26 protein-coding genes and 1 tRNA gene are annotated in these 24,597 nt (G+C 68.2%); 18 read left to right on the top strand and 9 right to left on the bottom strand.

Features of this window, described 5'->3' with window-relative positions; all coding sequences use genetic code 11:
* A partial coding sequence (locus HXX10_RS09430) for a transposase (RefSeq protein WP_296521919.1) occupies positions 1 to 692 on the top strand: 692 nt, incomplete at its 5' end.
* A gap of 326 nt (positions 693 to 1,018) precedes the next feature.
* Positions 1,019 to 1,279 (top strand): hypothetical protein, encoded by a 261-nt coding sequence (locus HXX10_RS09425; protein ID WP_296521918.1) that lies wholly within the window; start codon positions 1,019 to 1,021, stop codon positions 1,277 to 1,279.
* A 244-nt stretch (positions 1,280 to 1,523) separates the two neighbouring features.
* Here the strand turns inward: HXX10_RS09425 and HXX10_RS09420 are convergent, their stop codons facing one another.
* Entirely contained in the window at positions 1,524 to 2,405 is an 882-nt protein-coding gene (locus tag HXX10_RS09420; protein WP_296521917.1) for a LysR substrate-binding domain-containing protein, read from the bottom strand.
* 228 nt (positions 2,406 to 2,633) lie between these two features.
* Here HXX10_RS09420 and HXX10_RS09415 point away from each other — a divergent pair, with 228 nt between their 5' ends.
* Together HXX10_RS09415 and HXX10_RS09410 are read left to right on the top strand one after the other, a co-directional pair.
* Positions 2,634 to 3,005 (top strand): DUF1127 domain-containing protein, encoded by a 372-nt coding sequence (locus HXX10_RS09415; RefSeq protein WP_296521916.1) that lies wholly within the window; start codon positions 2,634 to 2,636, stop codon positions 3,003 to 3,005.
* Positions 3,006 to 3,174: 169 nt separating this feature from the next.
* Complete coding sequence (locus tag HXX10_RS09410) at positions 3,175 to 3,537, top strand: hypothetical protein (RefSeq protein ID WP_296521915.1); 363 nt, start codon at positions 3,175 to 3,177, stop codon at positions 3,535 to 3,537.
* 205 nt (positions 3,538 to 3,742) lie between these two features.
* Here the strand turns inward: HXX10_RS09410 and HXX10_RS09405 are convergent, their stop codons facing one another.
* Together HXX10_RS09405 and HXX10_RS09400 are read right to left on the bottom strand one after the other, a co-directional pair.
* Positions 3,743 to 4,003: a hypothetical protein gene (locus HXX10_RS09405; protein WP_296521914.1), complete on the bottom strand. Its 261-nt coding sequence runs from the start codon at positions 4,001 to 4,003 to the stop codon at positions 3,743 to 3,745.
* Between the two features lie 181 nt (positions 4,004 to 4,184).
* Positions 4,185 to 4,260: transfer RNA gene (locus HXX10_RS09400), tRNA-Ala, on the bottom strand.
* 278 nt (positions 4,261 to 4,538) lie between these two features.
* Here HXX10_RS09400 and HXX10_RS09395 point away from each other — a divergent pair.
* The 4 genes from HXX10_RS09395 to leuB all read left to right on the top strand — a co-directional run bounded on the left by HXX10_RS09395 (position 4,539) and on the right by leuB (position 7,400).
* Positions 4,539 to 4,829 (top strand): YggT family protein, encoded by a 291-nt coding sequence (locus HXX10_RS09395; RefSeq protein WP_296521913.1) that lies wholly within the window; start codon positions 4,539 to 4,541, stop codon positions 4,827 to 4,829.
* Complete coding sequence (locus HXX10_RS09390) at positions 4,826 to 5,158, top strand: DUF167 family protein (RefSeq protein WP_296521912.1); 333 nt, start codon at positions 4,826 to 4,828, stop codon at positions 5,156 to 5,158. The genes HXX10_RS09395 and HXX10_RS09390 overlap by 4 nt, the downstream gene beginning before the upstream one ends.
* Positions 5,155 to 6,039: a bifunctional methylenetetrahydrofolate dehydrogenase/methenyltetrahydrofolate cyclohydrolase FolD gene (gene folD / locus HXX10_RS09385; protein ID WP_296521911.1), complete on the top strand. Its 885-nt coding sequence runs from the start codon at positions 5,155 to 5,157 to the stop codon at positions 6,037 to 6,039. The genes HXX10_RS09390 and folD overlap by 4 nt, the downstream gene beginning before the upstream one ends.
* 245 nt (positions 6,040 to 6,284) lie before the next feature.
* Positions 6,285 to 7,400, top strand: a complete 1,116-nt coding sequence (leuB, locus tag HXX10_RS09380; RefSeq protein ID WP_296521910.1) for a 3-isopropylmalate dehydrogenase — start codon at positions 6,285 to 6,287, stop codon at positions 7,398 to 7,400.
* Positions 7,401 to 7,552: 152 nt separating this feature from the next.
* On the opposite strand, the gene HXX10_RS09375 is transcribed toward leuB, so the two are convergent.
* Positions 7,553 to 7,885 (bottom strand): hypothetical protein, encoded by a 333-nt coding sequence (locus HXX10_RS09375; RefSeq protein WP_296521909.1) that lies wholly within the window; start codon positions 7,883 to 7,885, stop codon positions 7,553 to 7,555.
* A gap of 150 nt (positions 7,886 to 8,035) precedes the next feature.
* On the bottom strand, positions 8,036 to 8,821 hold the full coding sequence (locus tag HXX10_RS09370; protein ID WP_296521908.1) for a hypothetical protein: 786 nt from the start codon (positions 8,819 to 8,821) through the stop codon (positions 8,036 to 8,038).
* Between the two features lie 152 nt (positions 8,822 to 8,973).
* Between HXX10_RS09370 and HXX10_RS09365 the strand changes: the two genes are divergently transcribed.
* Positions 8,974 to 10,008, top strand: a complete 1,035-nt coding sequence (locus HXX10_RS09365; RefSeq protein ID WP_296521907.1) for an aspartate-semialdehyde dehydrogenase — start codon at positions 8,974 to 8,976, stop codon at positions 10,006 to 10,008.
* 219 nt (positions 10,009 to 10,227) lie between these two features.
* Here HXX10_RS09365 and HXX10_RS09360 read toward each other — a convergent pair whose 3' ends face one another.
* From HXX10_RS09360 to HXX10_RS09350, 3 genes are read right to left on the bottom strand one after another with little or no spacing between them, the layout of a single operon-like run.
* Entirely contained in the window at positions 10,228 to 10,557 is a 330-nt protein-coding gene (locus HXX10_RS09360) for a hypothetical protein (RefSeq protein ID WP_296521906.1), read from the bottom strand.
* 13 nt (positions 10,558 to 10,570) lie between these two features.
* Positions 10,571 to 11,449 carry a prephenate dehydratase gene (locus HXX10_RS09355; protein ID WP_296521905.1) on the bottom strand — a complete coding sequence of 293 codons (879 nt, stop codon included), beginning with the start codon at positions 11,447 to 11,449 and terminating at the stop codon, positions 10,571 to 10,573.
* A gap of 35 nt (positions 11,450 to 11,484) precedes the next feature.
* Positions 11,485 to 12,228, bottom strand: coding sequence for a 3-deoxy-manno-octulosonate cytidylyltransferase (locus HXX10_RS09350; RefSeq protein ID WP_296521904.1), 744 nt, complete (start codon positions 12,226 to 12,228; stop codon positions 11,485 to 11,487).
* Positions 12,229 to 12,388: 160 nt separating this feature from the next.
* Between HXX10_RS09350 and HXX10_RS09345 the strand changes: the two genes are divergently transcribed.
* From HXX10_RS09345 to HXX10_RS09305, 9 genes are all read left to right on the top strand, one after another.
* On the top strand, positions 12,389 to 12,964 hold the full coding sequence (locus HXX10_RS09345; protein WP_296521903.1) for a cytochrome c family protein: 576 nt from the start codon (positions 12,389 to 12,391) through the stop codon (positions 12,962 to 12,964).
* A 223-nt stretch (positions 12,965 to 13,187) separates the two neighbouring features.
* A complete protein-coding gene (locus tag HXX10_RS09340) occupies positions 13,188 to 15,113 on the top strand; it encodes an extracellular solute-binding protein (protein WP_296521902.1) in 1,926 nt (641 codons plus the stop codon).
* 209 nt (positions 15,114 to 15,322) lie between these two features.
* Positions 15,323 to 17,176 (top strand): extracellular solute-binding protein, encoded by a 1,854-nt coding sequence (locus HXX10_RS09335; RefSeq protein ID WP_296521901.1) that lies wholly within the window; start codon positions 15,323 to 15,325, stop codon positions 17,174 to 17,176.
* Positions 17,177 to 17,354: 178 nt separating this feature from the next.
* Entirely contained in the window at positions 17,355 to 18,470 is a 1,116-nt protein-coding gene (locus HXX10_RS09330) for a microcin C ABC transporter permease YejB (protein ID WP_296521900.1), read from the top strand.
* Positions 18,471 to 18,582: 112 nt separating this feature from the next.
* A complete protein-coding gene (locus HXX10_RS09325) occupies positions 18,583 to 19,689 on the top strand; it encodes an ABC transporter permease (protein ID WP_296521923.1) in 1,107 nt (368 codons plus the stop codon).
* A 4-nt stretch (positions 19,690 to 19,693) separates the two neighbouring features.
* Positions 19,694 to 21,322 carry an ABC transporter ATP-binding protein gene (locus HXX10_RS09320; protein ID WP_296521899.1) on the top strand — a complete coding sequence of 543 codons (1,629 nt, stop codon included), beginning with the start codon at positions 19,694 to 19,696 and terminating at the stop codon, positions 21,320 to 21,322.
* 177 nt (positions 21,323 to 21,499) lie between these two features.
* On the top strand, positions 21,500 to 22,138 hold the full coding sequence (locus HXX10_RS09315) for an NUDIX hydrolase (RefSeq protein ID WP_296521898.1): 639 nt from the start codon (positions 21,500 to 21,502) through the stop codon (positions 22,136 to 22,138).
* Positions 22,139 to 22,141: 3 nt separating this feature from the next.
* Positions 22,142 to 22,840: a thioredoxin domain-containing protein gene (locus HXX10_RS09310; protein ID WP_296521897.1), complete on the top strand. Its 699-nt coding sequence runs from the start codon at positions 22,142 to 22,144 to the stop codon at positions 22,838 to 22,840.
* Between the two features lie 2 nt (positions 22,841 to 22,842).
* A complete protein-coding gene (locus HXX10_RS09305; RefSeq protein WP_296521896.1) occupies positions 22,843 to 24,051 on the top strand; it encodes an ABC transporter substrate-binding protein in 1,209 nt (402 codons plus the stop codon).
* 52 nt (positions 24,052 to 24,103) lie between these two features.
* Here the strand turns inward: HXX10_RS09305 and HXX10_RS09300 are convergent, their stop codons facing one another.
* Complete coding sequence (locus tag HXX10_RS09300; protein WP_296521895.1) at positions 24,104 to 24,580, bottom strand: HXXEE domain-containing protein; 477 nt, start codon at positions 24,578 to 24,580, stop codon at positions 24,104 to 24,106.
* Between the last annotated feature and the right edge of the window lie 17 nt (positions 24,581 to 24,597).

Below are 24,597 nucleotides of genomic sequence, written 5' to 3'. Positions count from 1 at the left end.
ACAACAGCACGACGCTGAAGCGCTGCGAGGACGACCGCATCGTCGCCTATGTGCCGGCGGCCGAGCGCACCGGGCGGCTCGCGGCACAGGGCTGCTTCACTCACACCGACTTCACCTACGAGGCCGAGGCGAACGTCTACCGCTGTCCGTCTGGTGCGGAGCTGCGGCCGACCAAGACGCCCAAGGAGAATGGCGGCCGGCTCGAGGTTCGCTACGTGAGCCGCAAGGGCGTGTGCGACGCGTGTCCTCTGCGGCTGCGCTGCATCACCGCCAAATCGGGGACCCGGGAGGTTCTTCGCTGGGTGCACGAGGACGTGCTCGACCGCCACCGGGCCCGCATGCAGGGGGCCGGCACCCTGATGCGCCGTCGTTCCGCCCTCGCCGAGCATCCGTTCGGCACGCTGAAGTGCCGCGCCGGCTACCGCCACTTTCTCGTGCGCGGCTTCCGCAAGGTGCGCGGTGAATGGAGCCTGATGGCGCTCTGCTACAACTTCACACGCGTGCTCGCCATCCTCGGCCTCGCCGCCTTCGCGGCCCATCTGATCGACCGAGCCGCCGATTTGCTCGCGCGCGGCCCCCTGGACGCCGTCCAGACCCTTCTCCGCGCCGTCCGGCGTCTCCTCGCCCGATTCGCGCCTGAAATCACCCTGACGACCGCTCACCGCCGGCAATGCCCGGTCCTCGCCGCCTGAGGCGTATTCTTGCCCAGCCTCGCAGCGACGTCCAGGGGCAGACGGTGCCGCGGATCCCGGGTTTCGTTTCACTCGACCCGGGCTACAGAAGCGGACTGCGGCGAGAATCCGACGACCCGTTTCACCATGCGACGCGCGTGGCGGATCACGCTGCGCCGGGCCGCCCTGCGGCGACGGGCTTGAATTAGTGTTCATGATATGTTCTTTAGCCGGCGCTTGGACGATTCACAGGCTGCATCGCGCCGCACGGCGATCCGGCGGGCGGAGACGATGCGATCGCCGAACCGGGGACGCCGATCGTCGGTTCGGAACAGGAGTAGGGACTTATGGACGCGCCGAATTATTCCGACATGTCGTCGGAGGATCTGCTCACGATGATCGAGGATGCGCAGAAAGCGCTCGATCAGAAGATCGCCGTCGAGAAGGCAGACCTCGAAGAGCGGCAGGTGAAGCTGGCCGAGCTGGAAGCCCGCCGCGCGAGCAAGGACGCGGGACCGAAGACCAAGCCGCCGGCTCTCAAGCCGCGCGGTCGGCCGCCACAGACGGGGGCGCCCAGAGCCGCCGAGCAGCTCGCGCCATCGCCCTAGAGGCACGACACGAAACGGGCCGCCCGCGAGGATCGTGCGATCGTGCGCCGCGCTCATCGCCGGGCTTGACCCGGCGATCCATCATCCTGCGAACAAGCATTTTTACGAAGCTCGATGGATGCGCGGGTCGCGGCCCGCGCATGACGCTCTCATGCATGGCAAGCGATGTGTGCATCCCATAGCGCGCGCGGGGAGAGATCTAGACGGAAGCCCCCATCGCCATCACGCCGCCATCACGCCGCCCTCACTCCGCCGCCGCGGCACCGGCCGAAAGGTTGTCCAGCGACGAGACGATGTGACCGGCGAGCGCGTCGGCGAGCGGCGAGCGTTTGTGCGGATTGCGTAGAAGGCCGATGCGGCAGGGCGGCAGCTCGGGGAAGCCGTCGGCGGGCGTGAGCACCCGCATGCCGGGGCGCAGGCCCGAGGTCGGCAGCACCGAGATCGCCAGCCCGGCCAGCACGGCGGCCGAGATGGCGCCGGCATTCTCGCTGGAGAACAGCAGGCGGTGGGTGCGGCCCATCGAATCGAGGCTGTTCATCGCGGCCTGCCGCCAGTTGCAGGTCGGCCGGCCGAGCGCCAGCGGCAGCGGCGTGTCGAGATGGATGGCGTGGCGGTTCGACGTCACCCACAGCAGCCGCTCCTGGCGGAAAATCTCCGAGGCCCGGTGGGCGTCGCAGCTCGTCACGATGGCGATGTCGATCTCGCTGCGGTCGATGCGGGCGATCAGGTCCACGGACGGCTCACAATAGACGGTGAGCTCGACGCCCGGATAGACGCGCGAAAAGCGCGCCATGATCTCGGGCAGATAACGGTCGGCATAGTCGTCCGGCACGCCGAGCCGCACCCGGCCGGAAAACTCCTCGGTGCCGAAGGCCGCCACCGCCTCGACGTTCAGCTTGACGATGCGGCGGGCATAGTCGAGCAGCCGCTCGCCGTCCTCGGTGAGCTTGGAGGCGCGGCCGTCGCGGGCGAACAGCTCCCGCGCGATGCGCTCCTCCAGCCGCTTCATCTGCATGGAGACGGCCGACTGGGTCTTGTGGACGATCTCGGCGGCGCGCGTGAACGAGCCGGTCTCGGCGATGGCCACGAAGGTGCGGAGCTGGTCGACGTCGAGCAGCGTGGTCATCGGAACCTCTCGCTGGGGTACCCCCGGGTTGCCCGGGACGCCGGGACGCCGGGCCAAACCATCAGCACGGCTTATCGGTCAGATTAAAAACATTCGTTTTCGTCATCAATCCCGGAATGGCATTCTCCGGCTCCCGGCAACACGCGCGGCAATTCGGGTGGCGTCCTCGGAGGGGGACGCCGACGATGCCGCGCCGCCACACGAGTCGCCACACACCAGGAGGTCGCCATGACGGCGCTGTCGTCCGCCCGCTTCGTCCAAATGCCCGCCCTGCGGGTGATCGCCACGGCGATCGGGACGGTGGTGCGCGCCACGCGCCATCTGGCCGAGACGATGCGACACCGCCGCGACGCCGCCATGCTGGGCGGCTTCAACGACCGCATGCTGTCCGACATCGGGCTGACCCGCAGCGATCTCGCCGACGCCTATGCGGAGCCGTTGTGGCGCGACCCGACCGCACTCCTGGCCGTGCGCGCCGGCGAGCGGCGGCAGGCGCGCCGGCGTCCGGATCCGCGGCTCCGCCGCCTGGTCTCGGCACCGCCTCTGGTGCCGGCCGACGACGGTTTTTCGGCCGCACACAGGGCCTCGCGCCCCGGCTGAGCGGGGCCGGCCGTCACCGGCGCATCACGGATGCGCCGGTGCGGCGACAGGTCGGGTCGATTCGTCTGTGACGGCGCGCACGGTTGACAGACGATCTTTTGCCCATCGATCCTGCCTCCCCGGTCGCGCCCCGATGGCGGACGCCCGACCGGGCAACAGGAGTCCATCGATGCGCCGAACCCTCGCCGCGATCCTCGTCGTCGGATCGCTCGTCGCGCCCGCCGGGGCCGAATCGCTGACGCTCGCCAAGAGCTACGCGGTCGCCGGCACCAATCCGGACGGCTCGAGCTATGGCGGCTCGCTCGCCGTCCAGGTGATTTCCGACACCACCTACACGGTGCGCTGGTCGATCGGCGGCTCGACCTATACGGGGTTCGGGATGCGCATGAACGACACGCTCTCGGCCACCTACACGCTCGACGGCAAGCCGGGCCTGGTCATGTACCAGCTCCAGGACGGCGGCGTGCTGAAGGGCATCTGGGCCGTGCGCGGCAATGACGGCTTCGGCACCGAAACGCTGACGCCGAAATAAGCGGCCAGCCCCGTCGCTCTCGGTGTCGTCGCCGGGCTATGACCCGGCGATCCATCGACGTCCGCAGAAGCGTCCTTGCGCTTTGGCTGGATGCGCGGGTCGAGCCCGCGCATGACGGCTCCCCTGCACGGACAGCCCATGTGCAGGCCGTCGACGCGGAGCGAGACAGCGTCCCGACCGGCCGGTGTTCAGCAAAAAGGCCGGGTCACTCCGACTCCGCCTCGATCAGCTTGGCGACGCAGTCGACCGGGTCGTAGACCGAGACCTGGAGCACCGGAAAGGCGTTCTTGATCACCCGGCCGGCCGCCTCGGCGGCCTCGATGGTCGCGTAGGATTCCTTGGTCTGACGATCGACCTGGAGCAGATAGCGCCCGGTCTCGGGCTTGCGGCGCTGGCTGCGCGGCTCCACCGCCTCGTCCGAATTCGCGATTTTCGTGAGAGTCTTGCTCCCCGCGCGAGTCGCCATTTTCGTTCCTTCCAGGGTCTTCGATCTCGGTTTGATGATGCGGATGCCGGCCGCCGGACGGAATGAATCCGAATCGGCACGAGACCGCGAACGGCGCGGGACCGACCGCAACGAATCGTCCGACCGGTGCCCGCGGCTCGCGGCGGCGGATCGGCGGCATTCGGGATCGGACCGGATGGGATGGTGGAGCCGAGGGGATTTGAACCCCTGACCTCCGCAGTGCGATTGCGGCGCTCTCCCAACTGAGCTACGGCCCCGCCGCTCGCGGCCACAAGGGTGGCGAGCCATCAGGTGGCGCCATTTACGGGTCCGCTCCTTATGGTGTCAAGGATTGTCCGCCAGGGCGGCGGACAGCGTTGCGCCCCGGCGACAGCCCCCCGCCGCTCGTGGCAGGACGCCGCGGCACGCGGCGTTTACCAGCGGCATTCTTGCCGCTTGCCGCTGCCGAAGCGGAACGGTACACGTCGCACGGCCCCGGCCCGCCGAATCCACGCCATGCAAGGCGCGTATTGCGATCACCTGACTGGACCGAGAGATGATTGAATTCCTGAGTTTCATCAGCACTCTGCTGACGCTCTATGTGTACATCCTGATCGCCGCGGCCGTATTGAGCTGGCTGATCGCCTTCAACGTCGTCAACACTCGCAACAACGCCGTCTCGATGATCGGCGAGTTCCTGTACCGGATCACCGAGCCGGTGCTGCGGCCGATCCGCCGGGTGATGCCGGATCTCGGCGGCATCGACATCTCGCCCGTGATCGTCATCCTGGTGATCTTCTTCATCCAGTCGGTGCTTCTCCCGATCCTGGCCCGGGCCCTGATGTGACGGACGGCTCCGCCGCCTGGAGCGAGGCGCCGGACGGTCTCGTCGTGACGGTGCGGCTGACCCCGCGTGGCGGCCGCGATGCTCTCGACGGGATCGAGCGGCTCGCCGACGGCCGTGCCGTCCTGAAAGCGCGCGTGCGCGCCGCCCCGACCGACGGCGAGGCCAACGCCGCCCTGCTCTCCCTGTTCGCCAAGACCCTGCGGCTGCCGTCACGCGCCGTCACGCTGGTCGCCGGCGACACCGCCCGCATCAAGCGCATCAAGATTCTCGGGGAGGCGCGGGCGCTCGCCGCGGCGCTTGCCCGCGTGACCGGAGCCGACGCCGCATGACTGCCCGACTGATCGACGGAAAGGTGGCCTCCGAGGCCGTGCGGACGGCGGTCGCCGCCGAGGTGGCCCGGCTCGAAGCCGACCACGGCCTGGTGCCCGGCCTCGCCGTGGTGCTGGTCGGCGACGATCCGGCCAGCGCCGTCTATGTCCGCAACAAGGGCAAGGCGACGGCCGCGGCCGGCATGCGCTCGTTCGAGCACCGGCTGCCGGCGACCGCCTCGCAGGCCGAGGTGCTGGACGTCATCGCGCGGCTCAACGCCGATCCGGCCGTGCACGGCATCCTGGTCCAGCTCCCGGTGCCGAAGCAGATCGATTCGCTCGCCGTGATCCTCGCCATCGACCCCAGGAAGGACGTCGACGGCCTGCACCCGATGAGCGCCGGGGCGCTGATGACCGGCCTGCCCGGCCTCGTCCCCTGCACGCCGCTCGGCTGCCTCTACATGGCCAAGACCGTGCACGCGACGCTCGCCGGCCTCGACGCCGTGGTGGTCGGCCGCTCCAATCTGGTCGGCAAGCCCGTCGCCCAGTTGCTGTTGCGCGAGAACGCCACCGTGACGATGGCGCATTCGAAGACCCGCGACCTGCCGGCGGTGTGTCGGCGCGCCGACATCCTGGTCGCTGCGGTAGGCAAGCCGGGGATGATCCGCGGCGACTGGATCAAGCCGGGCGCCACCGTGATCGATGTCGGCATCAACCGGGTGCCGACGCAGGACGGCAAGAGCCGCCTGGTCGGCGACGTCGCCTTCGACGAGGCCATGGCGGTCGCCGGCGCCGTCACGCCGGTGCCGGGCGGCGTCGGGCTGATGACGGTGGCGTTCCTGCTGGTCAACACGGTGCGGGCCGCCTGCGCCGCCGCCGGCCTGCCGGCACCGCGCATCTAGCCGGAGCCCTGCCATCGGCCGCCGTCGTCATCCGCGAAGGCGGATGACCCAGTAACCCCGGTCGTCGTGCCTTCGCACCGCTGGGCGTACTGGGTGCCCCGCCTGCGCGGGGCACGACGCCGGGATTCTTACCGCCACGCCTGCCTTGCCATTCGGCAATCCGCGCATTAGCACTCCGCCCGTCACATACGACATCCGTCCGACAGGGCGGCACCTTTCGGCACAGACCCCCCACAAGGCGAATCATGGCGACCTACAAGCTTCTCCTGCTTCCCGGCGACGGCATCGGCACCGAAGTGATGGCCGAGGTGAAGCGTCTGATCGCCTGGATGAATTCACACGGGCTCGGCACCTTCGAGACCGAGGAGGGGCTGGTCGGCGGCGCCGCCTACGACGCCGAGGGCGTCGCCATCTCGGACGCCACAATGGCGCTGGCGCAGACCGCCGACGCGGTGATCTTCGGCGCCGTCGGCGGACCGAAATGGGCGAACGTGCCCTACGAGGCGCGCCCCGAGGCCGGCCTCTTACGGCTGCGCAAGGACCTCGCCCTCTACGCCAATCTGCGCCCGGCGATCTGCTATCCGGCGCTCGCCGACGCCTCCTCGCTCAAGCGCGAGGTGGTCGACGGGCTCGACATCATGATCGTGCGCGAGCTCACCGGCGGCGTCTATTTCGGCGAGCCGAAGACCATCGTGGATCTCGGCAACGGCCAGAAGCGGGCCATCGACACGCAGGTCTACGACACCTACGAGATCGAGCGCATCGGCCGGGTCGCCTTCGAGCTGGCGCGCAAGCGCCGCAACAAGGTGGCGTCGATGGAGAAGCGCAACGTGATGAAGTCCGGCGTGCTGTGGAACGAGGTGATGACCGCGTTGCACGCCCGCGAGTTCCCGGACGTCGCGCTCGAGCACGTGCTGGCCGACGCCGGCGGCATGCAGCTCGTGCGCTGGCCCAAGCAGTTCGACGTCATCGTCACCGACAACCTGTTCGGCGACCTTTTGTCCGACGTCGCCTCGATGCTGACCGGCTCGCTCGGGATGCTGCCCTCGGCCTCGCTCGGCGACGTCGATCCGTCGACCGGCACCCGCAAGTCGATGTACGAGCCGGTGCACGGCTCGGCCCCCGACATCATGGGCAAGGGCATCGCCAACCCGATCGCCATGCTGGCCTCGTTCGCGATGGCGCTGCGCTACTCGTTCGGGCTCGGCCGCGAGGCCGACTTCATCGAGACGGCGATCGCCAATACGCTCGACAAGGGCCTGCGCACCGCCGACATCAAGTCGGAGGGCACGACCGTGGTCGGCACAAGCGAGATGGGGCAGGCCGTGATCGACGAGGTGGCGCGGCTGGCGGGGGTGTGATGCTCGCCGTCATTCCGGGACGCGCGCGCAAGCGCGCGGGCCCGGAATCCATACGCCCGGCGCGCATTGCAGATCGAGAGACAGGGGTCATGGGTTCCGGGCTCGCTGCTTCGCAGCGCCCCGGAACGACCGGCGGGTGAGTTCAGCCGCGCTCAGTAGCGCGAGTAGCCCGGGATGTCGAACTGGCCGGGCAGCGGCATGCGCGACCACGAGCCCGGCGCCGTGCTGTGATCGAAGAACGACGGGAACACCGTGTAGGACGGCGAAAAGGCATAGTCGCTGTAGTGCTGGCTGTTGGGCAGCGGCTCGCGGCCGGGATCCAGGAACGAGCGCTTGCGCACCGTGATGCGCGACGCCGGGCGGCCGTTGTAGTCGGCGACCGGGTCGTAATAGCGAGCCGCGCGCCGCTTGGTCGCGGCATCGGCCGGCGCGGAGAACAGCACCGCCACCAGCCCCGCGGCAACGGCGCAAGCGACAAAGGTCATCGGGCGCATCGGATCCTCGCAAGCATTTCGAACGCGAAAGACACTCATACCGTCGATTCCCGTACCACGACAAGGCAACGGACGCCTTAACGGGCCGGTTCCGGGCGACTTCCGGGCGACCTGTGGCCCCCCTGCTGCACCCGGGCGGCTTCAGTAGCGCGACGGCGCGTAGGGATTCGCCTTGCGCAACAACGCCGGGTTGGATCCGCGCGCATCGCTGGTCTGGGTGACCAGGGTGGCCGAGCAGCGCATTCCGCGGCCCATGCGGGCGCGCAGGAAGCCGTCGGCCTCCTTGCCCGCGAGCGGCTTCTCCAGCACCAGGCGGTCGAGCAGGCAGGCGACATTGTCGGCGACCGGCCGGCTGCCGTCGGCCTCGCAATACCAGCCCTTCAGGTAGACGGCCGTGGTGTCGAACCGGCTGAGGAAGGCGAGGCACTGCTTGCGCAGCCCGTCCGCCTGGACCACGAAGTCGACCGCCCGCACGTCGCCGAACCGCGTGTCCAGATCCCAGTGCACCTGCCCGAACCGCGTCGAGACCGCGCCAAGGCTCGGTATGTCCCTGACCTCGCGAGCAATATCGGTTTCGCCGAACCAGTTCTTCGGAGGCACGACGAGGGCGACGGTGAGGTCCTGGTCGCGGCCATGGATGCGACCGTACTGGCGCATCTCGACCCGTCCGATGCCGCGGCCGGTGGCGACGAGGCCCTGCGCGGGGAGGCGATCGAGCGAGGAGACGCCGAGCCGGAACGACGGCGCCTCGTCGACCTTCGTCACCTGGTAGCTCGACACCCTCAGAATGACGAGACCGATCAGGCCGAGCACCAGGGCGCCGACCAGGTAGAACGAGTAGCGGATGAGGGTCCCGACCGTCGACACGGCCGCCGCAATGGGAGCCCGGCCGGGCGCGGCGTCGTCCGATCCCAGAAAAGTAGCCATGCTGCACACCGAAGCCTATATGGGTCCTGCGGAACCGTCTCCGACCGCGGATGAGCCATGCGTTGTCTCGACCGTCGTTCTCGCCTAGAAGCGGTTTTGCTTCGGTGACTCCGGTTGGCTGCGCCGAGGGATATTAATCCTGGGAGTAAACTATGGGTTACAAGGTCGCGATCGTCGGCGCCACGGGCAATGTGGGCCGCGCGATGCTGGAGATCCTCGCCGAGCGGCAGTTCCCCGCCGACGAGGTGGTGGCGCTCGCGTCCCGGCGCAGCATGGGCGTCGAGGTCTCCTTTGGCGACAAGATCCTCAAGACGAAAACGCTCGAGCATTACGACTTTTCGGATGTCGACATCTGCCTGATGTCGGCAGGCGGCAGCGTATCGAAGGAGTGGTCGCCCAAGATCGGCGCGCACGGCGTCGTGGTGATCGACAACTCCTCGGCTTGGCGCTACGACGCGGACGTGCCGCTGATCGTGCCCGAGGTGAATGCCGACGCGGTGGCGGGCTTCCGCAAGAAGAACATCATCGCCAACCCGAACTGCTCGACCGCGCAGCTCGTCGTCGCGCTCAAGCCGCTGCACGACCGCGCCGGCATCAAGCGCGTCGTCGTCTCGACCTACCAGTCGGTGTCGGGCGCCGGCAAGGAGGCGATGGACGAGCTTTTCTCGCAGACCAAGGCCGTCTTCACGCTCGGCGAGGTGGAAACCAAGAAGTTCCCCAAGCGCATCGCCTTCAACATCATCCCTCAGATCGACGTGTTCATGGAGGACGGGTACACGAAGGAAGAGTGGAAGATGATGGCCGAGACCAAGAAGATTCTCGATCCGAAGATCAAGCTCACCGCGACCTGCGTGCGGGTGCCGGTCTTCATCGGCCATTCGGAAGCCGTCAACATCGAGTTCGAGAAGCCGATCTCGGCCGACGAGGCGCGCAAGATCCTGTCGACCGCGCCCGGATGCCTGGTCATCGACAAGCACGAGCCGGGCGGCTACGTCACGCCCTACGAGTGCGCCGGCGAGGATGCCACCTATATCAGCCGCATCCGCGAGGACGCGACGGTGGAGAACGGCCTGGTGCTGTGGTGCGTCTCCGACAATCTGCGCAAGGGCGCCGCCCTCAACGCCGTGCAGATCGCCGAGTGCCTGCTCAAGCGCAAGCTGATCGCGCCAAAGAAGAAGGCGGCGTGAGCGGCAGTTCCGCATTGGATGACTGAACCAATTCCGCCTCGTCCTGAGGAACCCGCGTAGCGGGCGTCTCGAAGGACGGGGCGGCCACCGAAGTCGGGCCTGCCCGACTTCGGTACTCATGGGTGCACAAGTCGGCTATAGCCGACTTGTGTGTTCGAGACGCGCTCCTTCGGAGCGCTCCTCACCATGAGGCCGAGTGGGTCCTGCATCCAGACTCTCTCACGATCCCGTAGAGAGATCCTCGTAGACTTCGAGCTGCACGGCGCCGCCGAGCAGCGAGCGCCACGCCTGCAGGAAACTCTGGATGCGCAGGTCGCCGGCGATGCGCTGGCGGCTCAGCTCGATCGACTCGGGCGTCTCGTAGGCGATCTCCTGGATGAACTGCGCGGGGTCGTCGACATTGCGCAGCAGGCGCACGCTGGTGCCGCCGAGGAGGCTGTAGAACGGCGCTGTCGCCTGCACGACCGAGCGCACATAGGCGGCGTCCGCCGATGGCAGCGTCACCCTCAGGAACAGGATCCTGCGCACCTTGCCGTCCGTCTCCGCCATGGAAAGCCCCCGCTCAGGTCGCAACCTCGAGCTGCGACCGTTTGGCGAACGTAGCGCGGAACGGGTGCGCCGGATAGACGCCGAGGATCTTCAGCGACTTCGGCTGCGAGAAGAAAGCCAGCTCCTCGAGCGCCAGCTTGAGGCCCGGCTCGTCCGGATGGCCCTCGACATCGGCATAGAACTGGGTGGCGGCGAAATTGCCCTCGACCATGTAGCTCTCGAGCTTGGTCATGTTGACGCCGTTGGTGGCGAAGCCGCCGAGCGCCTTGTAGAGGGCGGCCGGGATGTTGCGCACCTGGAACACGAAGGTGGTGATCACCGGCCCGTTGCCGGGGGCGACCACGGCCGGCTCGCGCGCCAGCACGATGAAGCGCGTGGTCGAGTGCGACTCGTCCTCGATGTTCTCGGCCAGGATGTCGAGCCCGTAGATCTCGGCGGCGAGCCGCGAGGCGATCGCCCCGCGCGTCTTGTCGCCGGCCTCGGCGACGATGCGGGCGGCGCCGGCCGTGTCGGCCGCGACCTTGGTCACGGCGCCGAGCTTGCGCAGGTAGCGGCGGCATTGGCCGAGCGCCATGATGTGGCTCTCGACGGACTTCAGGTCCTTCAGGGTGGCGCCCTTGACGGCCATGAGCTGGTTGCGGATCGGCAGGAACCACTCGGCGACGATGCGCAGCCGCGAGGTCGGCATCAGGTGGTGGATGTCGGAGACCCGACCCGCGACCGAGTTCTCGATCGGGATCATGCCGAGCGTCGCCTTGCCGGAGGCGACCGCCGTGAAGGCGTCCTCGAAGGTCGGGCACGGCACCGGTTGGCAGTCGGGATAGCCTTCGCGGCAGGCGATGTCCGAATTGGCGCCGGGCTCGCCCTGAAAGACGATTTTTCGCTGATCCATGATGGGCCTTGGGTACGCGCTCGGATCGGGAGGAGTCAATCCGCGCCGGCCAGCATGGCGCGGGCGGCGGCGAGATCGGCCGGCGTGTCGACCCCGAGCGGCACCGAGGAGACCAGCGCCACGTCGATGCGCATGCCGGCCTCGAGCGCCCGGAGCTGCTCGAGCTTTTCGCGCCGCTCCAGCACCGAGGGCGGCAGAGCGACGAAGCGGGCGAGCGCGGCGCGCCGATAGGCGTAGAGCCCGATATGATGCCAGAGCGGCCCGTCGCCCCACGGCGCGGTCGCCCGGGTGAAATAGAGGGCGCGCAGCCGGCGCTCCGACACCGGCGTGCCGACCACCTTGACGACGTTCGGATTGGTGCGCTCCTCCTCGCGCCGGATCTCGGCCGCGAGCGTCGCAATGTCGACCGCCGGATCGTCGACTGCCCGCACGGCCGCCGCGAGGTCCGCGGACGCCAGCGTCGGCAGGTCGCCCTGGACGTTGACGACGACGTCGAACCGGCCGTCCGGATCGATGGTCGTCAGCGCCTCGAAGATGCGGTCGGAGCCGGAGGGATGGTCGGACCGGGTCATAACGGCGCGGCCGCCGGCGGCCTCGACGGCAGCGCGGATCTCCTCCGAATCGGTCGCCACATAGACGGGGCCGACCGCGGCCGCCTCGGCCCGGGCCAGCACATGGGCGATCATCGGCCGACCGCCGATGTCGGCGAGCGGCTTGTTGGGAAGCCTGGTGGCCGCGAGCCGGGCCGGGATGAGAACGACGACGTCGGTTTCGGCCATCGGAGAGCGCCACGCCATGCCGGCCGCGACAGGACGAGCCGCGGCTTTCGGCGGCGCTTATACGTGTTGCAAGGTCGCTCGCAAACCCGCTATGTTTTTCTCGAACCTCGTGCGGCCGGACCCCCGCCGTCATTGCTCGCCCTTTCGGAGCCCTTGCGCGATGGATTCCTTCGAGATCAACAAGATTGCCGGCGCTGTCCTGTTCAGCGGTGTCTGCGTCATCGCCCTCAATCTGACCGCCGGCGTGATCTTCTCTCCGGACAAGCCGGAGCAGCCCGGCTATGCCATCGCGGTGGCGGGCGCGCCGGACGAGCCCAAGGCGGCCGCCGCCCCGGCCGACCAGCCGATCACGGCGCTGCTGGCGACGGCGAGCGCCGAGCGGGGCCAGTCGGCGGCGCGCAAATGCGAGGCCTGCCACACCCTCGACAAGAGCGGCGCCAACAAGGTCGGCCCCAATCTGTGGGGCGTCGTCGGCCGGACCCGGGCGTCGCATGCGGGCTTCAACTACTCGGCCGCCATGAAGGCCAAGGGCGGGAGCTGGACCATCGACGAGCTCAACGCATTCATCCAGAGCCCGAAGGCGGATATTCCGGGCACCGCGATGGCCTTCGCCGGCGTGCCCAAGGCAAGCGAGCGGGCCGATATCCTGGTCTTCCTCAACAGGCAGTCCGACAACCCGCAGCCGCTGCCCACCACCACGGGCGCCGCCTCCGCCGAGCCGCAGCCCAAGCAGTGACCGACAGGCGCGGGACCTGCCCGTCGCCCCAGATGGCCGATCCGGCCATGACCGCGTCCGGGACCGGGACTCCGGCCCGGCGCGCGCTCGCTTGCCTCGGCGTTGCGAATATTTAACCCGGGCCCTGGCGGGGCGCGGCTGGCGGACGCACATCCCAAAACCGACATATTCGGTTAGAACCGTCGGTCGAGCCACCCTGGAGGCTTTCCTTGGGAGATAGTCCTTGCGCCTGACCCGCCGTGACCTCATCCGCTCGACCGCGCTCGCGGCGGCGGCCCCTGCCCTCGCCCCGCTCGCCGGCGGCCAAGCCGGTCTGGTGCAAGGCGCCCTCGCGCAAGGCGCCGCCGCGCCGCAGGGAGCGGCCGAGGGCCCGCCCTGGCGGCACGGCCTGTCGCTTTTCGGCGAGCTGAAATACCCGCCGGCGTTCAAGCATTTCGACTACGTCAACCCGAGCGCCCCGAAAGCCGGCGCGGCCCGCATGAGCGCCTTCGGCACCTTCGACAATCTCAACACCGTGGTGGCCGGCGTGAAGGGCTCGATCGCCGGCGGCATCGACCTCGTCTACGACACCCTGATGGTGTCGGCGCTCGACGAGGTGTCGACCGAATACGGGCTGCTGGCCGAGGCGGTGAGCCATCCGGACGACTTCGCCTTCGTCACCTACCGGCTGCGCGCCGGCGCGCGCTGGCACGACGGCAAGCCGGTGACGCCCGAGGACGTGATCTTCTCGTTCGACGCCTTCAAGACGAACCACCCGCAATACGCCGCCTACTGGCGCCATGTGGTGAAGGCCGAGAAGACCGGTGCGCGCGACGTGACCTTCACGTTCGACGCGCCCGGCAACCGCGAGCTGCCGCAGATCGTCGGCCAGCTCTCGGTGCTGCCCAAGCACTGGTGGGAGGGCACCGACGCATCGGGCAAAAAGCGCGACGTCGGCGCCACCACGCTGGAGCTGCCGCTCGGCTGCGGCGCCTACAAAATCAAGGGGATCGACCCCGGCCGCGCGATCACGTTCGAGCGCGTCAAGGACTATTGGGGCCGCGACCTGCCGGTGAACATCGGCCGCGACAATTTCGACGAGCTGCGCTTCGAGTACTTTCGCGACTCGACGGTGGCGCTCGAGGCCTTCAAGGCCGATCAGATGGACTGGCGCAGCGAGAACAGCGCCAAGAACTGGGCGACCGCCTACGACACGCCCGCGGTGCGCGAGAAGCGCATCGTGCTGGAGGAGTTCCCGGTCCGCAATGTCGGCGTGATGCAGGCCTTCGCCTTCAACATCCGCCGCGACAAGTTCAAGGACGCGCGCCTGCGCCGCGCCTTCAACTTCGCGTTCGATTTCGAGGAGATGAACAAGCAGATCTTCTTCGGCCAGTACAAGCGCATCGCCAGCTATTTCGAGGGCACCGAGCTCGCCTCCTCGGGCCTGCCGGAAGGTCGCGAGCGCGAGATCCTGGAGAGCGTGAAGGACAAGATCCCGGCCGGCGTGTTCACGACGCCGTACACCAACCCGGCCGGCGGCAATCCGGAGGCCGTGCGGGCGAATCTCCGCGAGGCGACGCGGCTGTTGCGCGAAGCCGGCTACGAGGTGAAGAACCAGAAGCTGATCGACGCCAGGACGGGCGAGCCCTACACGGTCGAGTTCCTCGCCTCCGATCCGAACTCCGAGCGCTTCGTGCTGTTCTACAAGCCCTCGCTGGAGCGCCTCGGCATCACCGTGTCGGTCCGCACCGTCGACGACGCCCAGTACGAGAACCGGATGCGCCAGTGGGACTTCGACATCACCACTTCGGTGTGGGCGGAGTCGCTGTCGCCCGGCAACGAGCAGCGCGGGTTCTGGGGCTCGCAGGCCGCCGACCAGCCGGGCTCGCGCAACCTGATCGGCATCAAGGATGCCGGCATCGACGCGCTGATCGACCAGGTGATCTACGCCAAGAGCCGCGCCGACCTGGTGGCGGCGACGCGGGCACTCGACCGCGTGCTGCTGGCGCACAATTTCGTCGTGCCGCAGTGGACCTACGGCAAGGCTCGCACGGCCCGCTGGGACCGCTTCGGCCGGCCGGACAAAATGCCGGAATACGGCATGGCGGCCTTCCCGACCGTGTGGTGGTGGGACGCCGCCAAGGCCGCCAAGACCGGCGGCCGTTCGTGAGGCGGGGCGAGCGGGACGACGGGCTTCACTTCACCTCCCCCTGGAGGGGGGAGGTCGACCGGCCGCAGGCCGGTCGGGAGGGGGTGATCGGCGAAGCCGGTCTTTGGGGCTTCACCCCACCCCGGTCGTCCGCTTCGCGGACGCCCGACCCTCCCCCTCCAGGGGAGGGTGGACTTCGAGCTGACAACCACGACCTGAACCGCCGGCAAATGTTGCTGCTCGCCGGCACGGCCGCGCTTGTCGCTGCGGGCGGCGGCGCGCCGACCCGCGTTCGCGCCGAGCCGGCCGAGGGCACCGAGACGCACGGGCTGTCGGCTTTTGGCGACCTGAAATACCCGGCCGACTTTCCGCATTTCGATTATGTCGATCCGCGCGCCCCGAAGGGCGGCGTGTTCTCGCTGATCGGCTCGAGCCGCCAGTTCAACCAGAATTTCAACACGTTCAACACGCTCAACAGCTACATTCTGCGCGGCGACGCGGCGCTCGGCCTGGAGCTGACCTTCGCCAGCCTGATGGCGCGAGCGAGCGACGAGCCGGACGCCATGTACGGACTCGCCGCCAGCCGCGTGCGCATCGCCCCCGACGGTCTCACCCACACCTTCACGCTGCGCCCCGAAGCGCGCTTCCACGACGGCACCAAGATCACGGCGCACGACGTCGCCTTCTCGCTGACGACGCTGAAGGACAAGGGCCACCCGATCATCACCCAGCTCATGCGCGACGTGATCAGCGCCGAGGTTTTGGACGACGCCCACGTGACGGTGCGTTACAAGACAGGACGAGCCCGCGACGTGCCGCTGTTCGTCGCCGCGCTGCCGATCTTTTCGCGCGTCTACTATGCGGCGCGGCCGTTCGACGAGACGACGCTCGACGTTCCGCTCGGCTCCGGCCCCTACCGGGTCGGCCGCTTCGAGACGGGGCGCTATATCGAGTACGACCGCGTCAAGGACTGGTGGGGTGCGGCCCTGCCGGTGTCGGTCGGGCAGAACAATTTCGACACCGTCCGGTACGAGTTCTATCGCGACCGCGACGTCGCCTTCGAGGGATTCACGGCGCGCAACTATCTCTTCCGCGAGGAGTTCACCTCGCGCATCTGGGCCACCCGCTACGACTTTCCGGCGATCCGCGACGGCCGGGTGAAGCGCGACGTGCTGCCCGACGACACGCCGTCCGGCGCGCAGGGCTGGTTCCTCAACACGCGGCGCGACAAGTTCAAGGACCCCAAGCTGCGCGAGGCGCTGATCGTCGCCTTCGACTTCGAGTGGGCCAACAAGTCGCTGATGTACGGCTCCTACGAGCGCACCCATTCGGTGTTCCAGAACTCCGACATGATGGCGCAGGGCAAGCCCGAAGGCGCCGAGCTGGCGCTGTTGGAAAAATTCCGCGGAAAGGTGTCGGACGAGGTGTTCGGCGAGCCTTTCGTGCCGCCGGTGTCGGACGGCTCGGGGCAGGACCGCACGCTCCTGCGCCGCGCCACCCAGCTCCTCGTCGACGCCGGCTATCCGGTGAAGAACGGCAAGCGGGTGGCGCCTAACGGCGAGCCGGTGACCATCGAGTTCCTGCTCGACGAGCCGGCCTTCCAGCCGCATCACATGCTTTATATCAAGAACCTGGCCGTGCTCGGCATCGACGCCAACCTGCGCATGGTCGACGCCGTGCAGTTCCGCGCCCGGGTCGACAGCTTCGATTTCGATTCGACCATCCAGCGCTTCTCCTTCTCGACCACGCCCGGCGACGCATTGCGGACGTATTTCTCGTCGCAGGCTGCGGCCCTGAAGGGCGCGCAGAATCTCGCCGGCATCGCCGACCCGGTGGTCGACGCGCTGATCGAGGCGATCATCGCGGCAAACACCCGCGCCGACCTGGTGATCGCGGCGCGCGCGCTCGACCGCGTCATCCGGGCCGGCCGATACTGGGTGCCGCAGTGGTACAAGGCCTCGCACTGGCTCGCCTACTGGGACGTGTTCGGCCGCCCGCCGACCAAGCCCCGCTACGCCCGCGGCGCCCCGGAGATCTGGTGGACCGACGCGGCCAAGGCGGCGAAGGCCGAGGGAAGAGGATAGAGTACCGCTCTGCCTTCACCCTCCCCTGGAGGGGGAGGGTCGGGCGTCCGCGCAGCGGACGACCGGGGTGGGGTGAAGCCGCAAACGCCGGCTGCGCCGATCACCCCCTCCCGCCGAGCTGCGCTCGGCGACCTCCCCCCTCCAGGGGGAGGTGACAAACAGAGGTTCGTCGTACGACATGACCGCCTATATCCTCCGCCGCATCCTGTTCATGATCCCGACGCTGCTCGGCATCATGCTGGTGTCCTTCGTGGTGGTACAGTTCGCGCCGGGCGGGCCGGTCGAGCGGGTGATCGCCCAGCTCTCCGGCTCCGACACCGGCGCGACCTCGCGCATCTCCGGCTCCGCCGGCGGCGACTTCGGGGCACGCGGGCAGATGCAGGGCGGCGCCCAGTTGGACGCGACCTCGTCGAAATACCGCGGCGCCCAGGGGCTCGACCCCGAATTCATCAAGCGCCTGGAGCAGCAGTTCGGCTTCGACAAGCCCGCTTACGAACGGTTCTTCATCATGCTGAAGAACTATCTCACGTTCGATTTCGGCAAAAGTTACTTTCGCGACGTACGCGTGATCGACCTGATCAAGGAGAAGCTGCCGGTCTCGATGTCGCTCGGCGTCTGGATGCTGCTGCTCACCTATCTGATCTCGATCCCGCTCGGCATCCGCAAGGCCGTGAAGGACGGCTCGCATTTCGACGTGTGGACCTCGGGCGTCATCATCATCGGCTACGCCATACCGGGCTTCCTGTTCGCCATCCTGCTGATCATCCTGTTCGCCGGCGGCTCGTTCTTCGACTGGTTCCCGCTGCGCGGGCTGACCTCGGACAACTGGGCGCGGCTCGCCTGGTGGGAGAAGATCCTCGACTATTTCTGGCATCTCGTGCTGCCGATCCTGTCGATGGGCATCGGCGCCTTCGCCACCATGACGCTGCTCACCAAGAACTCCTTCCTGGACGAGATCAGGAAGCAGTATGTCCTGACGGCGCGTGCAAAAGGCTGCACCGAGCGGCAGGTGCTGTACGGCCATGTGTTTCGCAACGCCATGCTGCTGATCATCGCCGGCTTCCCGGGCGCCTTCGTGCACGCCTTCTTCTCCGGCTCGCTGCTGATCGAGACGATCTTCTCGCTCGACGGGCTCGGCCTCTTGGGCTTCGAGAGCGTGCTCAATCGCGACTATCCGGTGGTGTTCGCCACCCTCTACATCTTCTCGCTGGTCGGCCTGATCGTGAACCTGATCTCCGACCTCACCTACACCTGGGTCGATCCGCGCATCGACTTCGAGACCCGGGAGGTGTGAGATGGACGCGCCCACCACACCGATCCGACCGACCGGCCCGGCCGGCGCGCCGCCCGGCAAGACGCCCGACACCCAGGCCGTCGGGCCGACCGGGCTCAGCGTGCTGCCCGAGATGCGCCCGCTCAAGGTGTCGCCGATCACCCGCCGCCGCTGGCTGAACTTCAAGGCCAATCGGCGCGGCTTCGTCTCGCTGTGGGTGTTCCTGGTCCTGTTCGTCGTGTCGCTTTGCGCCGAGTTCATCGCCAACGACCGGCCGTTCCTGGTGACCTATGACGGCCACTGGTACTTTCCCGTGCTGGTCGACTATCCGGAGACGACGTTCGGGGGCGACTTCGAGACGCGGGCCGATTTCCGCGATCCCTATCTGCAGAAACAGATCGCCGACAAGGGCGGCACCATGGTCTGGCCGCCGATCCGCTACTCCTACAACTCCCACAATCTCGACCTGCCGACGCCCGCCCCCTCGCCGCCGACCTGGATGCTCACCGAGGCGCAGTGCAAGGCCGTGGTGGAGCGCAAGCACCTCTCCGGCTGCCGCGACCTCGAATACAACTGGCTCGGCACCGACGACCAGGGCCGCGACGTGGTCGCCCGCCTGCTTTACGGCTTCCGCCTGTCGGTGCTGTTCGGCCTGTGCCTGACGCTGGTGTCGTCGGCGGTCGGCGTCGCGGCCGGCGCCGTGCAGGGCTATTTCGGCGGCTGGACCGATCTCCTGTTCCAGCGGTTCATCGAGATCTGGACCTCGGTGCCGTCGCTCTACCTGCTGCTGATCATCTCCTCGGTGCTGGTGCCGGGCTTCTTCGTGCTGCTCGGGATCCTGCTCTTGTTCTCCTGGGTGTCGCTGGTCGGCCTGGTGCGGGCCGAGTTCCTGCGCGGACGGAACTTCGAGTACGTGCAGGCGGCGCGCGCGCTCGGCGTCTCCAACACGCTGATCATGTTCCGCCACCTGCTGCCGAACGCCATGGTGGCGACCCTGACGTTCCTGCCCTTCGTCCTGTCGTCCTCGGTGATGACGCTGACCGCCCTCGACTTCCTCGGCTTCGGCCTGCCGCCCGGCTCGCCCTCGCTCGGCGAGATGCTCGGCCAGGGCAAGGCCAACGTCCAGGCGCCATGGCTCGGCCTCACGGCCTTCTTCACCGTGGCCATGATGCTGTCGCTGCTGATCTTCATCGGCGAGGCGGTGCGCGACGCCTTCGATCCGCGCAAGGCGTTCGGGTGACGACATGACATCCCCCCTCCTCTCCGTACGCGACCTCTCGGTGTCGTTCCGCCAGGGCGCGCGCGACATTCTCGCGGTCGATCGGGTGTCGTTCGACGTCGGCAAGGGCGAGACGCTGGCGCTGGTCGGCGAATCGGGCTCCGGCAAGTCGGTGACGGCGCTCTCGGTGATGAAGCTGCTGCCTTATCCGGCGGCGAGCCATCCCTCGGGGACGATCACGTTCAAGGGTCAGGAATTGATCGCGCTCGGCGATAGCGAGATGCGCCGGGTGCGCGGCGACGACATCTCGATCGTCTTCCAGGAGCCGATGACGTCGCTCAATCCGCTCCACACCATCGAGAAGCAGATCGCCGAGATCCTGCTGCTGCACCGCGGCCTCACCGGCGGCGCCGCGCGCAAAAGAATCGTCGAGCTGCTGGAGCAGGTCGGCATTCCCGACCCCGCGGGCCGGCTCGACAGCTATCCGCACCAGCTCTCCGGCGGCCAGCGCCAGCGCGTGATGATCGCCATGGCGCTCGCCAACGAGCCCGACCTCCTCATCGCCGACGAACCGACGACCGCCCTCGACGTCACCGTGCAGGCGCAGATCCTCGCGCTCCTCAAGGACATCCAGACCCGCCTCGGCATGGCGATGCTGTTCATCACCCACGACCTCGGCATCGTGCGCAAGATCGCCGACCATGTCAGCGTGATGAAGCAGGGCAAGATCGTCGAGCACGGGCCGGTCGAGCGCGTGTTCACGGCCCCCGAGCATCCCTACACGCGCGAGCTGATGGCAGCCGAGCCGAAGCCCGATCCGGCGCCGCTGCAGCCCGACGCGCCCGTGATGGTCGAAACCAAGGATCTCAAGGTCTGGTTCCCGGTCAAGCGCGGCGTGTTGCGCAAGGTGGTCGGCCACATCAAGGCGGTCGACGGCATCGACATCGCGGTGCGCAAGGGCGAGACGCTCGGCGTGGTCGGCGAATCCGGCTCCGGCAAGACGACGCTCGGCCTCGCCATCCTGCGGCTGATCTCGTCGCAGGGACCGATCGTCTTTCTCGGCAGCCCGCTGCAGGGGCTGAAGTTCAAGGAGATGCGGCCGTTCCGCCGCGACATGCAGATCGTCTTCCAGGATCCGTTCGGCTCGCTGTCGCCGCGCATGTCGATCGCCAACATCATCGAGGAAGGCCTTTGGGTGCATCACCCGAAAATGTCGGCCGGCGAACGCGAGCAGCGGGTGATCAACGTGCTCACCGACGTGGGCCTCGATCCAGAGTCGCGGTTTCGCTACCCGCACGAGTATTCGGGCGGGCAGCGCCAGCGCATCGCGGTCGCCCGCGCTCTGGTGCTGGAGCCGACCTTCATGGTGCTGGACGAGCCGACCAGCGCCCTCGACATGCTGATCCAATCGCAGATCGTCGACCTGCTGCGCGACCTGCAGAAGCGCCGCAACCTCACCTATCTGTTCATCTCGCACGATCTGCGCGTGGTCGCCGCGCTGGCGAGCCGACTGATCGTGATGCGGCACGGCAAGGTGGTCGAGGAAGGCCCGGCGGCCGAGGTGTTCAACGCCCCAAAAAGCGCGTATACGCGGGCCCTGTTCGCTGCCGCCTTCAATCTCGACATCTCCCCCGAGGGGGTGGTGGCGCAGTGATGTCTTGCGTCATTCCGGGGCGCACCACCCGGATCGGCGCTTCGCGCCGTCCGAGTGCAGGCTCCGGTGCGAACCCGGAATCCAACCACAAGCGCCGAGATCCCGCTGGATTCCGGGTCCACCGCTGCGCGGCGCCCCGGAATGACCAACTCATGAACCCCGTGCTATGACCCGCGCATGACCAAGCAATCTCCTCCCCCGTCCCAGATTCTCGCCGACACGCCGGCCGAGGTGCGGCTCGACGGGCCCGAGCTGATCGGCCCCGGCTTTCGGCGGTTCGAGCGCTACTCGGTCACCATCGATCACGGCGGAACGCCGGCGACGATGTCGCGCGACATCCTGCGGATCGGCCGCACCGTCGGCATCATCGCGGTCGATCTCGGCCGCGACGAGATCGTTCTGATCCGCCAGTTCCGCCTCGCCTCGCATCTCGCCACCGGCCGCGGCGACATCCTCGAGGTCCCGGCCGGCTATGTCGACCACGGCGAGGCGCCGGCCGCCGCCGCCCATCGGGAGTGCATCGAGGAGATCGGCGTGGCGCCGCGCGCGCTGCGCGAGGTGTTCAGCTTCATGCCGGCGCCCGGCATGCTGGAGGAGCTCGCCACCATCTTCCTGGTCTCGGTCGATGCCGCGCAGGTGCCGGACCAGGCGGGCGCCGACCACGAGATCGAGCACACGCGGCCGATCCGCGTGCCGATCGACGAGGCGATCGCTGCGCTCGGCGCCGGCACCATCTTCAACGGCTATTTGATCATTGCGCTGCAATGGCTCGCGCTGAACCGCGGGCGGCTCGGCGGGCTCCTGGGAGAGGATTGAGGAATGTGCAGGTTTCGGTTGCGCGCCGCCGTCGCGGCGGCGTTGCTCGCTCTCCTGGCCGTGTCGGCGCTCGCGCCGCGTGCAGGCGCCCAGGACGGCAGCCTGTTCCCGATCAAGGGCCAGGATGGCTCGCCGGTCGTCAACTATCGCGTGCCGGTGGAGCTGGAGAGCCGCATCGAGGCGCTGCCCGGCGCCGTGGTGGTCGGCAATCCGAAGGGCGACGTCACGCTTGCCGAGTTCTACGACCTCAACTGCCCGTTCTGCCGCAAGGCCGCGGCCGACGTCGCCGCGATCCTGGCCGCCGACCGCGAGCTTCGGCTGGTGCTGGTGCCGTTCCCGGTGCTCGGCGTGCAATCCATCCAGGCCGGGCGCGTCGAGCTCGCTGTGCAAAAGCTCGGCACGCCGACGCAGTTCCTGTCGTTCCACGACAAGATCTATGCCGGCCGCGGCACCGTCGACGGCAAACGCGCGCTCGCCGTCGCCAAGGAGCTCGGTTTCCCGGTGCCGAAGATCACGGCGGCGGCCGACGACGACGCCGTCACCGACACCATGCTGGCGCATGTGCGGCTCGGCAATGCGCTGGGCCTGCAGGCGACGCCGTCTTTCGTCATCAAGGGCGTCGCCGTGCTGGGCCATCCGGGCCGCACGGCGCTGGAACAGATGATCGCAGCGGTGCGCCGCTGCGACCAGATCAGTTGCTGATCATGCGATCCTCTTTTCTGGTCGGCGTGCTGATTCTCACCGCGAGCGCGGCTGCGTCCGCCGAGATCTCCGACGGCGTGGTGCGGATCGGCGTGCTGACCGACATCAACGGCGTGTTCAGCGACACCACCGGCATGGGATCGGTCGAGGCAGCCCGCATGGCGGCCGAGGATTTTTCCCGGGAGCGCCGCGATATCGCGGTCGAGATCGTCCACGCCGATCACCAGAACAAGCCGGACATCGGCTCGGCGACGGTGCGGCGCTGGCTCGACGTCGACAAAGTCGACGCCGTCGTCGACGTGCCGAACTCAGGCGTCGGTCTCGCCGTCGCCGCGATCACGCGCGGCACCCGCATGACGTTCCTGGCCTCCTCGACCGCGACCTCGGAGCTGACCGGCCGGAGCTGCTCGCCCAACACGGTGCAGTGGGTGAACGACACCTGGGCTATCGGCAACAGCACGGCCGCAGCCATGATGAAGCGCGGCGGCGAAAGCTGGTACTTCGTCACGGTCAATTACGCGCTCGGCCAGAGCATCGAGTCGGAGGCCACGGCCCATGTGGTGAGGAACGGCGGCAAGGTCTTGGGCTCCAGCCGCCACCCGCTCGGCACCGCCGATTTCTCCTCGTTCCTGCTGCAGGCCCAGGCCTCGAAGGCGAAGGTGATCGGGCTCGCCAATGCCGGCGCCGACGCCGTCAACGCGGTGAAGCAGGCGTCCGAGTTCGGCATGCGCGACGGACGGCAGTCGCTGGTCGCCTTCCTGGTGTTCATCGACGATATCCATGCGATGGGGCTGAAGACCGCCCAGGGCCTGCTGCTGACCGAGTCGTTCTACTGGGACATGAACGACGACACCCGCGCCTTCGCGCGACGCTTCGCCGCCCGGCCGGGCATGAACGGCAAGATGCCGAGCGCCGGCCAGGCCGGCGTCTACTCGGCGACACTCGCGTATCTCCGGGCCGTCGCGGCGGTCGGCAGCGACGACGCCGGAGAGGCCGTGCCGCAGATGAAGCGGACGCCGCTGAACGATCCGCTGTTCGGCGACCTGACGGTGCGGCCAGACGGCCGCGCCGTGCACCCGATCCATCTGTTCGAGGTCAAGGCGCCGGCGGAGTCCAGGCAGCCGTGGGACTACTACCGCCTCGTCGCCACCATCCCGGCCGAGCAGGCGTTCCGCCCGCTGGCCGACGGCGGCTGCCCGCTGGTGAAGTGACGGCGGCGCATGTGCGCCGCGGTCGTCGCCGCGGCACGCCGCTGCGGCGAGATCAACCTCGCTGCTGATCGAAGTAGGGCCTTCCCTTCAGCTTCAGCATAACGACCGGGCTCGCCATCAGGAGTGCGCCGCCGGCGACCGCGCCGATGAACGTCAGCAGGTCGAGATCGCCCTGCGCGGCGGCGGCGCGAAACATCGCGACGCCGAGCGGCAGGAACAGCACCACGGCCGTGGCCAGGCCGGGCGAGAAACGGCCGCGCATCGTCACGAACGGCAGCACGTGGAAGAAGATCGCGTTGATGATCATCAGCGCCGCATAGATCAGGGGCGCCAGCGGCAGCGTCGGCGCCAGCATCGCCTGGGCGATGCCGAGCGCGACGACGACCGCGTTGGTGATGAAGAAGTCGCTCCACTCGACCGGCAGGCCGATCACGGCGCGAGCCCAGTTGCGCCAGTCGAACATGTATTCTTCGAGGATGTGCATGGCGTAGGCCGCCATCGCCAGCCAAGCGAGATCGGCGAGAGTCATGGTCGCTCCACGCTGAG

It is taken from the genome of Rhodoplanes sp., from assembly GCF_013377085.1.
GTDB lineage: Bacteria > Pseudomonadota > Alphaproteobacteria > Rhizobiales > Xanthobacteraceae > Rhodoplanes.
The sequence above is the reverse complement of the archived record's forward strand: the minus strand, read 5'-3'. Positions and strand labels throughout refer to the sequence as shown.

Excerpts from the sequence above, each read along its gene's own strand:
- HXX10_RS09425 (WP_296521918.1), top strand. The coding sequence starts at position 1,019 with ATGGACGCGCCGAATTATTCCGACATGTCGTCGGAGGATCTGCTCACG.
- HXX10_RS09420 (WP_296521917.1), bottom strand. The coding sequence starts at position 2,405 with ATGACCACGCTGCTCGACGTCGACCAGCTCCGCACCTTCGTGGCCATC.
- HXX10_RS09415 (WP_296521916.1), top strand. The coding sequence starts at position 2,634 with ATGACGGCGCTGTCGTCCGCCCGCTTCGTCCAAATGCCCGCCCTGCGG.
- HXX10_RS09410 (WP_296521915.1), top strand. The coding sequence starts at position 3,175 with ATGCGCCGAACCCTCGCCGCGATCCTCGTCGTCGGATCGCTCGTCGCG.
- HXX10_RS09405 (WP_296521914.1), bottom strand. The coding sequence starts at position 4,003 with ATGGCGACTCGCGCGGGGAGCAAGACTCTCACGAAAATCGCGAATTCG.
- HXX10_RS09395 (WP_296521913.1), top strand. The coding sequence starts at position 4,539 with ATGATTGAATTCCTGAGTTTCATCAGCACTCTGCTGACGCTCTATGTG.
- folD (WP_296521911.1), top strand. The coding sequence starts at position 5,155 with ATGACTGCCCGACTGATCGACGGAAAGGTGGCCTCCGAGGCCGTGCGG.
- leuB (WP_296521910.1), top strand. The coding sequence starts at position 6,285 with ATGGCGACCTACAAGCTTCTCCTGCTTCCCGGCGACGGCATCGGCACC.
- HXX10_RS09375 (WP_296521909.1), bottom strand. The coding sequence starts at position 7,885 with ATGACCTTTGTCGCTTGCGCCGTTGCCGCGGGGCTGGTGGCGGTGCTG.
- HXX10_RS09370 (WP_296521908.1), bottom strand. The coding sequence starts at position 8,821 with ATGGCTACTTTTCTGGGATCGGACGACGCCGCGCCCGGCCGGGCTCCC.
- HXX10_RS09365 (WP_296521907.1), top strand. The coding sequence starts at position 8,974 with ATGGGTTACAAGGTCGCGATCGTCGGCGCCACGGGCAATGTGGGCCGC.
- HXX10_RS09360 (WP_296521906.1), bottom strand. The coding sequence starts at position 10,557 with ATGGCGGAGACGGACGGCAAGGTGCGCAGGATCCTGTTCCTGAGGGTG.
- HXX10_RS09355 (WP_296521905.1), bottom strand. The coding sequence starts at position 11,449 with ATGGATCAGCGAAAAATCGTCTTTCAGGGCGAGCCCGGCGCCAATTCG.
- HXX10_RS09350 (WP_296521904.1), bottom strand. The coding sequence starts at position 12,228 with ATGGCCGAAACCGACGTCGTCGTTCTCATCCCGGCCCGGCTCGCGGCC.
- HXX10_RS09345 (WP_296521903.1), top strand. The coding sequence starts at position 12,389 with ATGGATTCCTTCGAGATCAACAAGATTGCCGGCGCTGTCCTGTTCAGC.
- HXX10_RS09335 (WP_296521901.1), top strand. The coding sequence starts at position 15,323 with ATGTTGCTGCTCGCCGGCACGGCCGCGCTTGTCGCTGCGGGCGGCGGC.
- HXX10_RS09330 (WP_296521900.1), top strand. The coding sequence starts at position 17,355 with ATGACCGCCTATATCCTCCGCCGCATCCTGTTCATGATCCCGACGCTG.
- HXX10_RS09325 (WP_296521923.1), top strand. The coding sequence starts at position 18,583 with ATGCGCCCGCTCAAGGTGTCGCCGATCACCCGCCGCCGCTGGCTGAAC.
- HXX10_RS09320 (WP_296521899.1), top strand. The coding sequence starts at position 19,694 with ATGACATCCCCCCTCCTCTCCGTACGCGACCTCTCGGTGTCGTTCCGC.
- HXX10_RS09315 (WP_296521898.1), top strand. The coding sequence starts at position 21,500 with ATGACCAAGCAATCTCCTCCCCCGTCCCAGATTCTCGCCGACACGCCG.
- HXX10_RS09310 (WP_296521897.1), top strand. The coding sequence starts at position 22,142 with ATGTGCAGGTTTCGGTTGCGCGCCGCCGTCGCGGCGGCGTTGCTCGCT.
- HXX10_RS09305 (WP_296521896.1), top strand. The coding sequence starts at position 22,843 with ATGCGATCCTCTTTTCTGGTCGGCGTGCTGATTCTCACCGCGAGCGCG.
- HXX10_RS09300 (WP_296521895.1), bottom strand. The coding sequence starts at position 24,580 with ATGACTCTCGCCGATCTCGCTTGGCTGGCGATGGCGGCCTACGCCATG.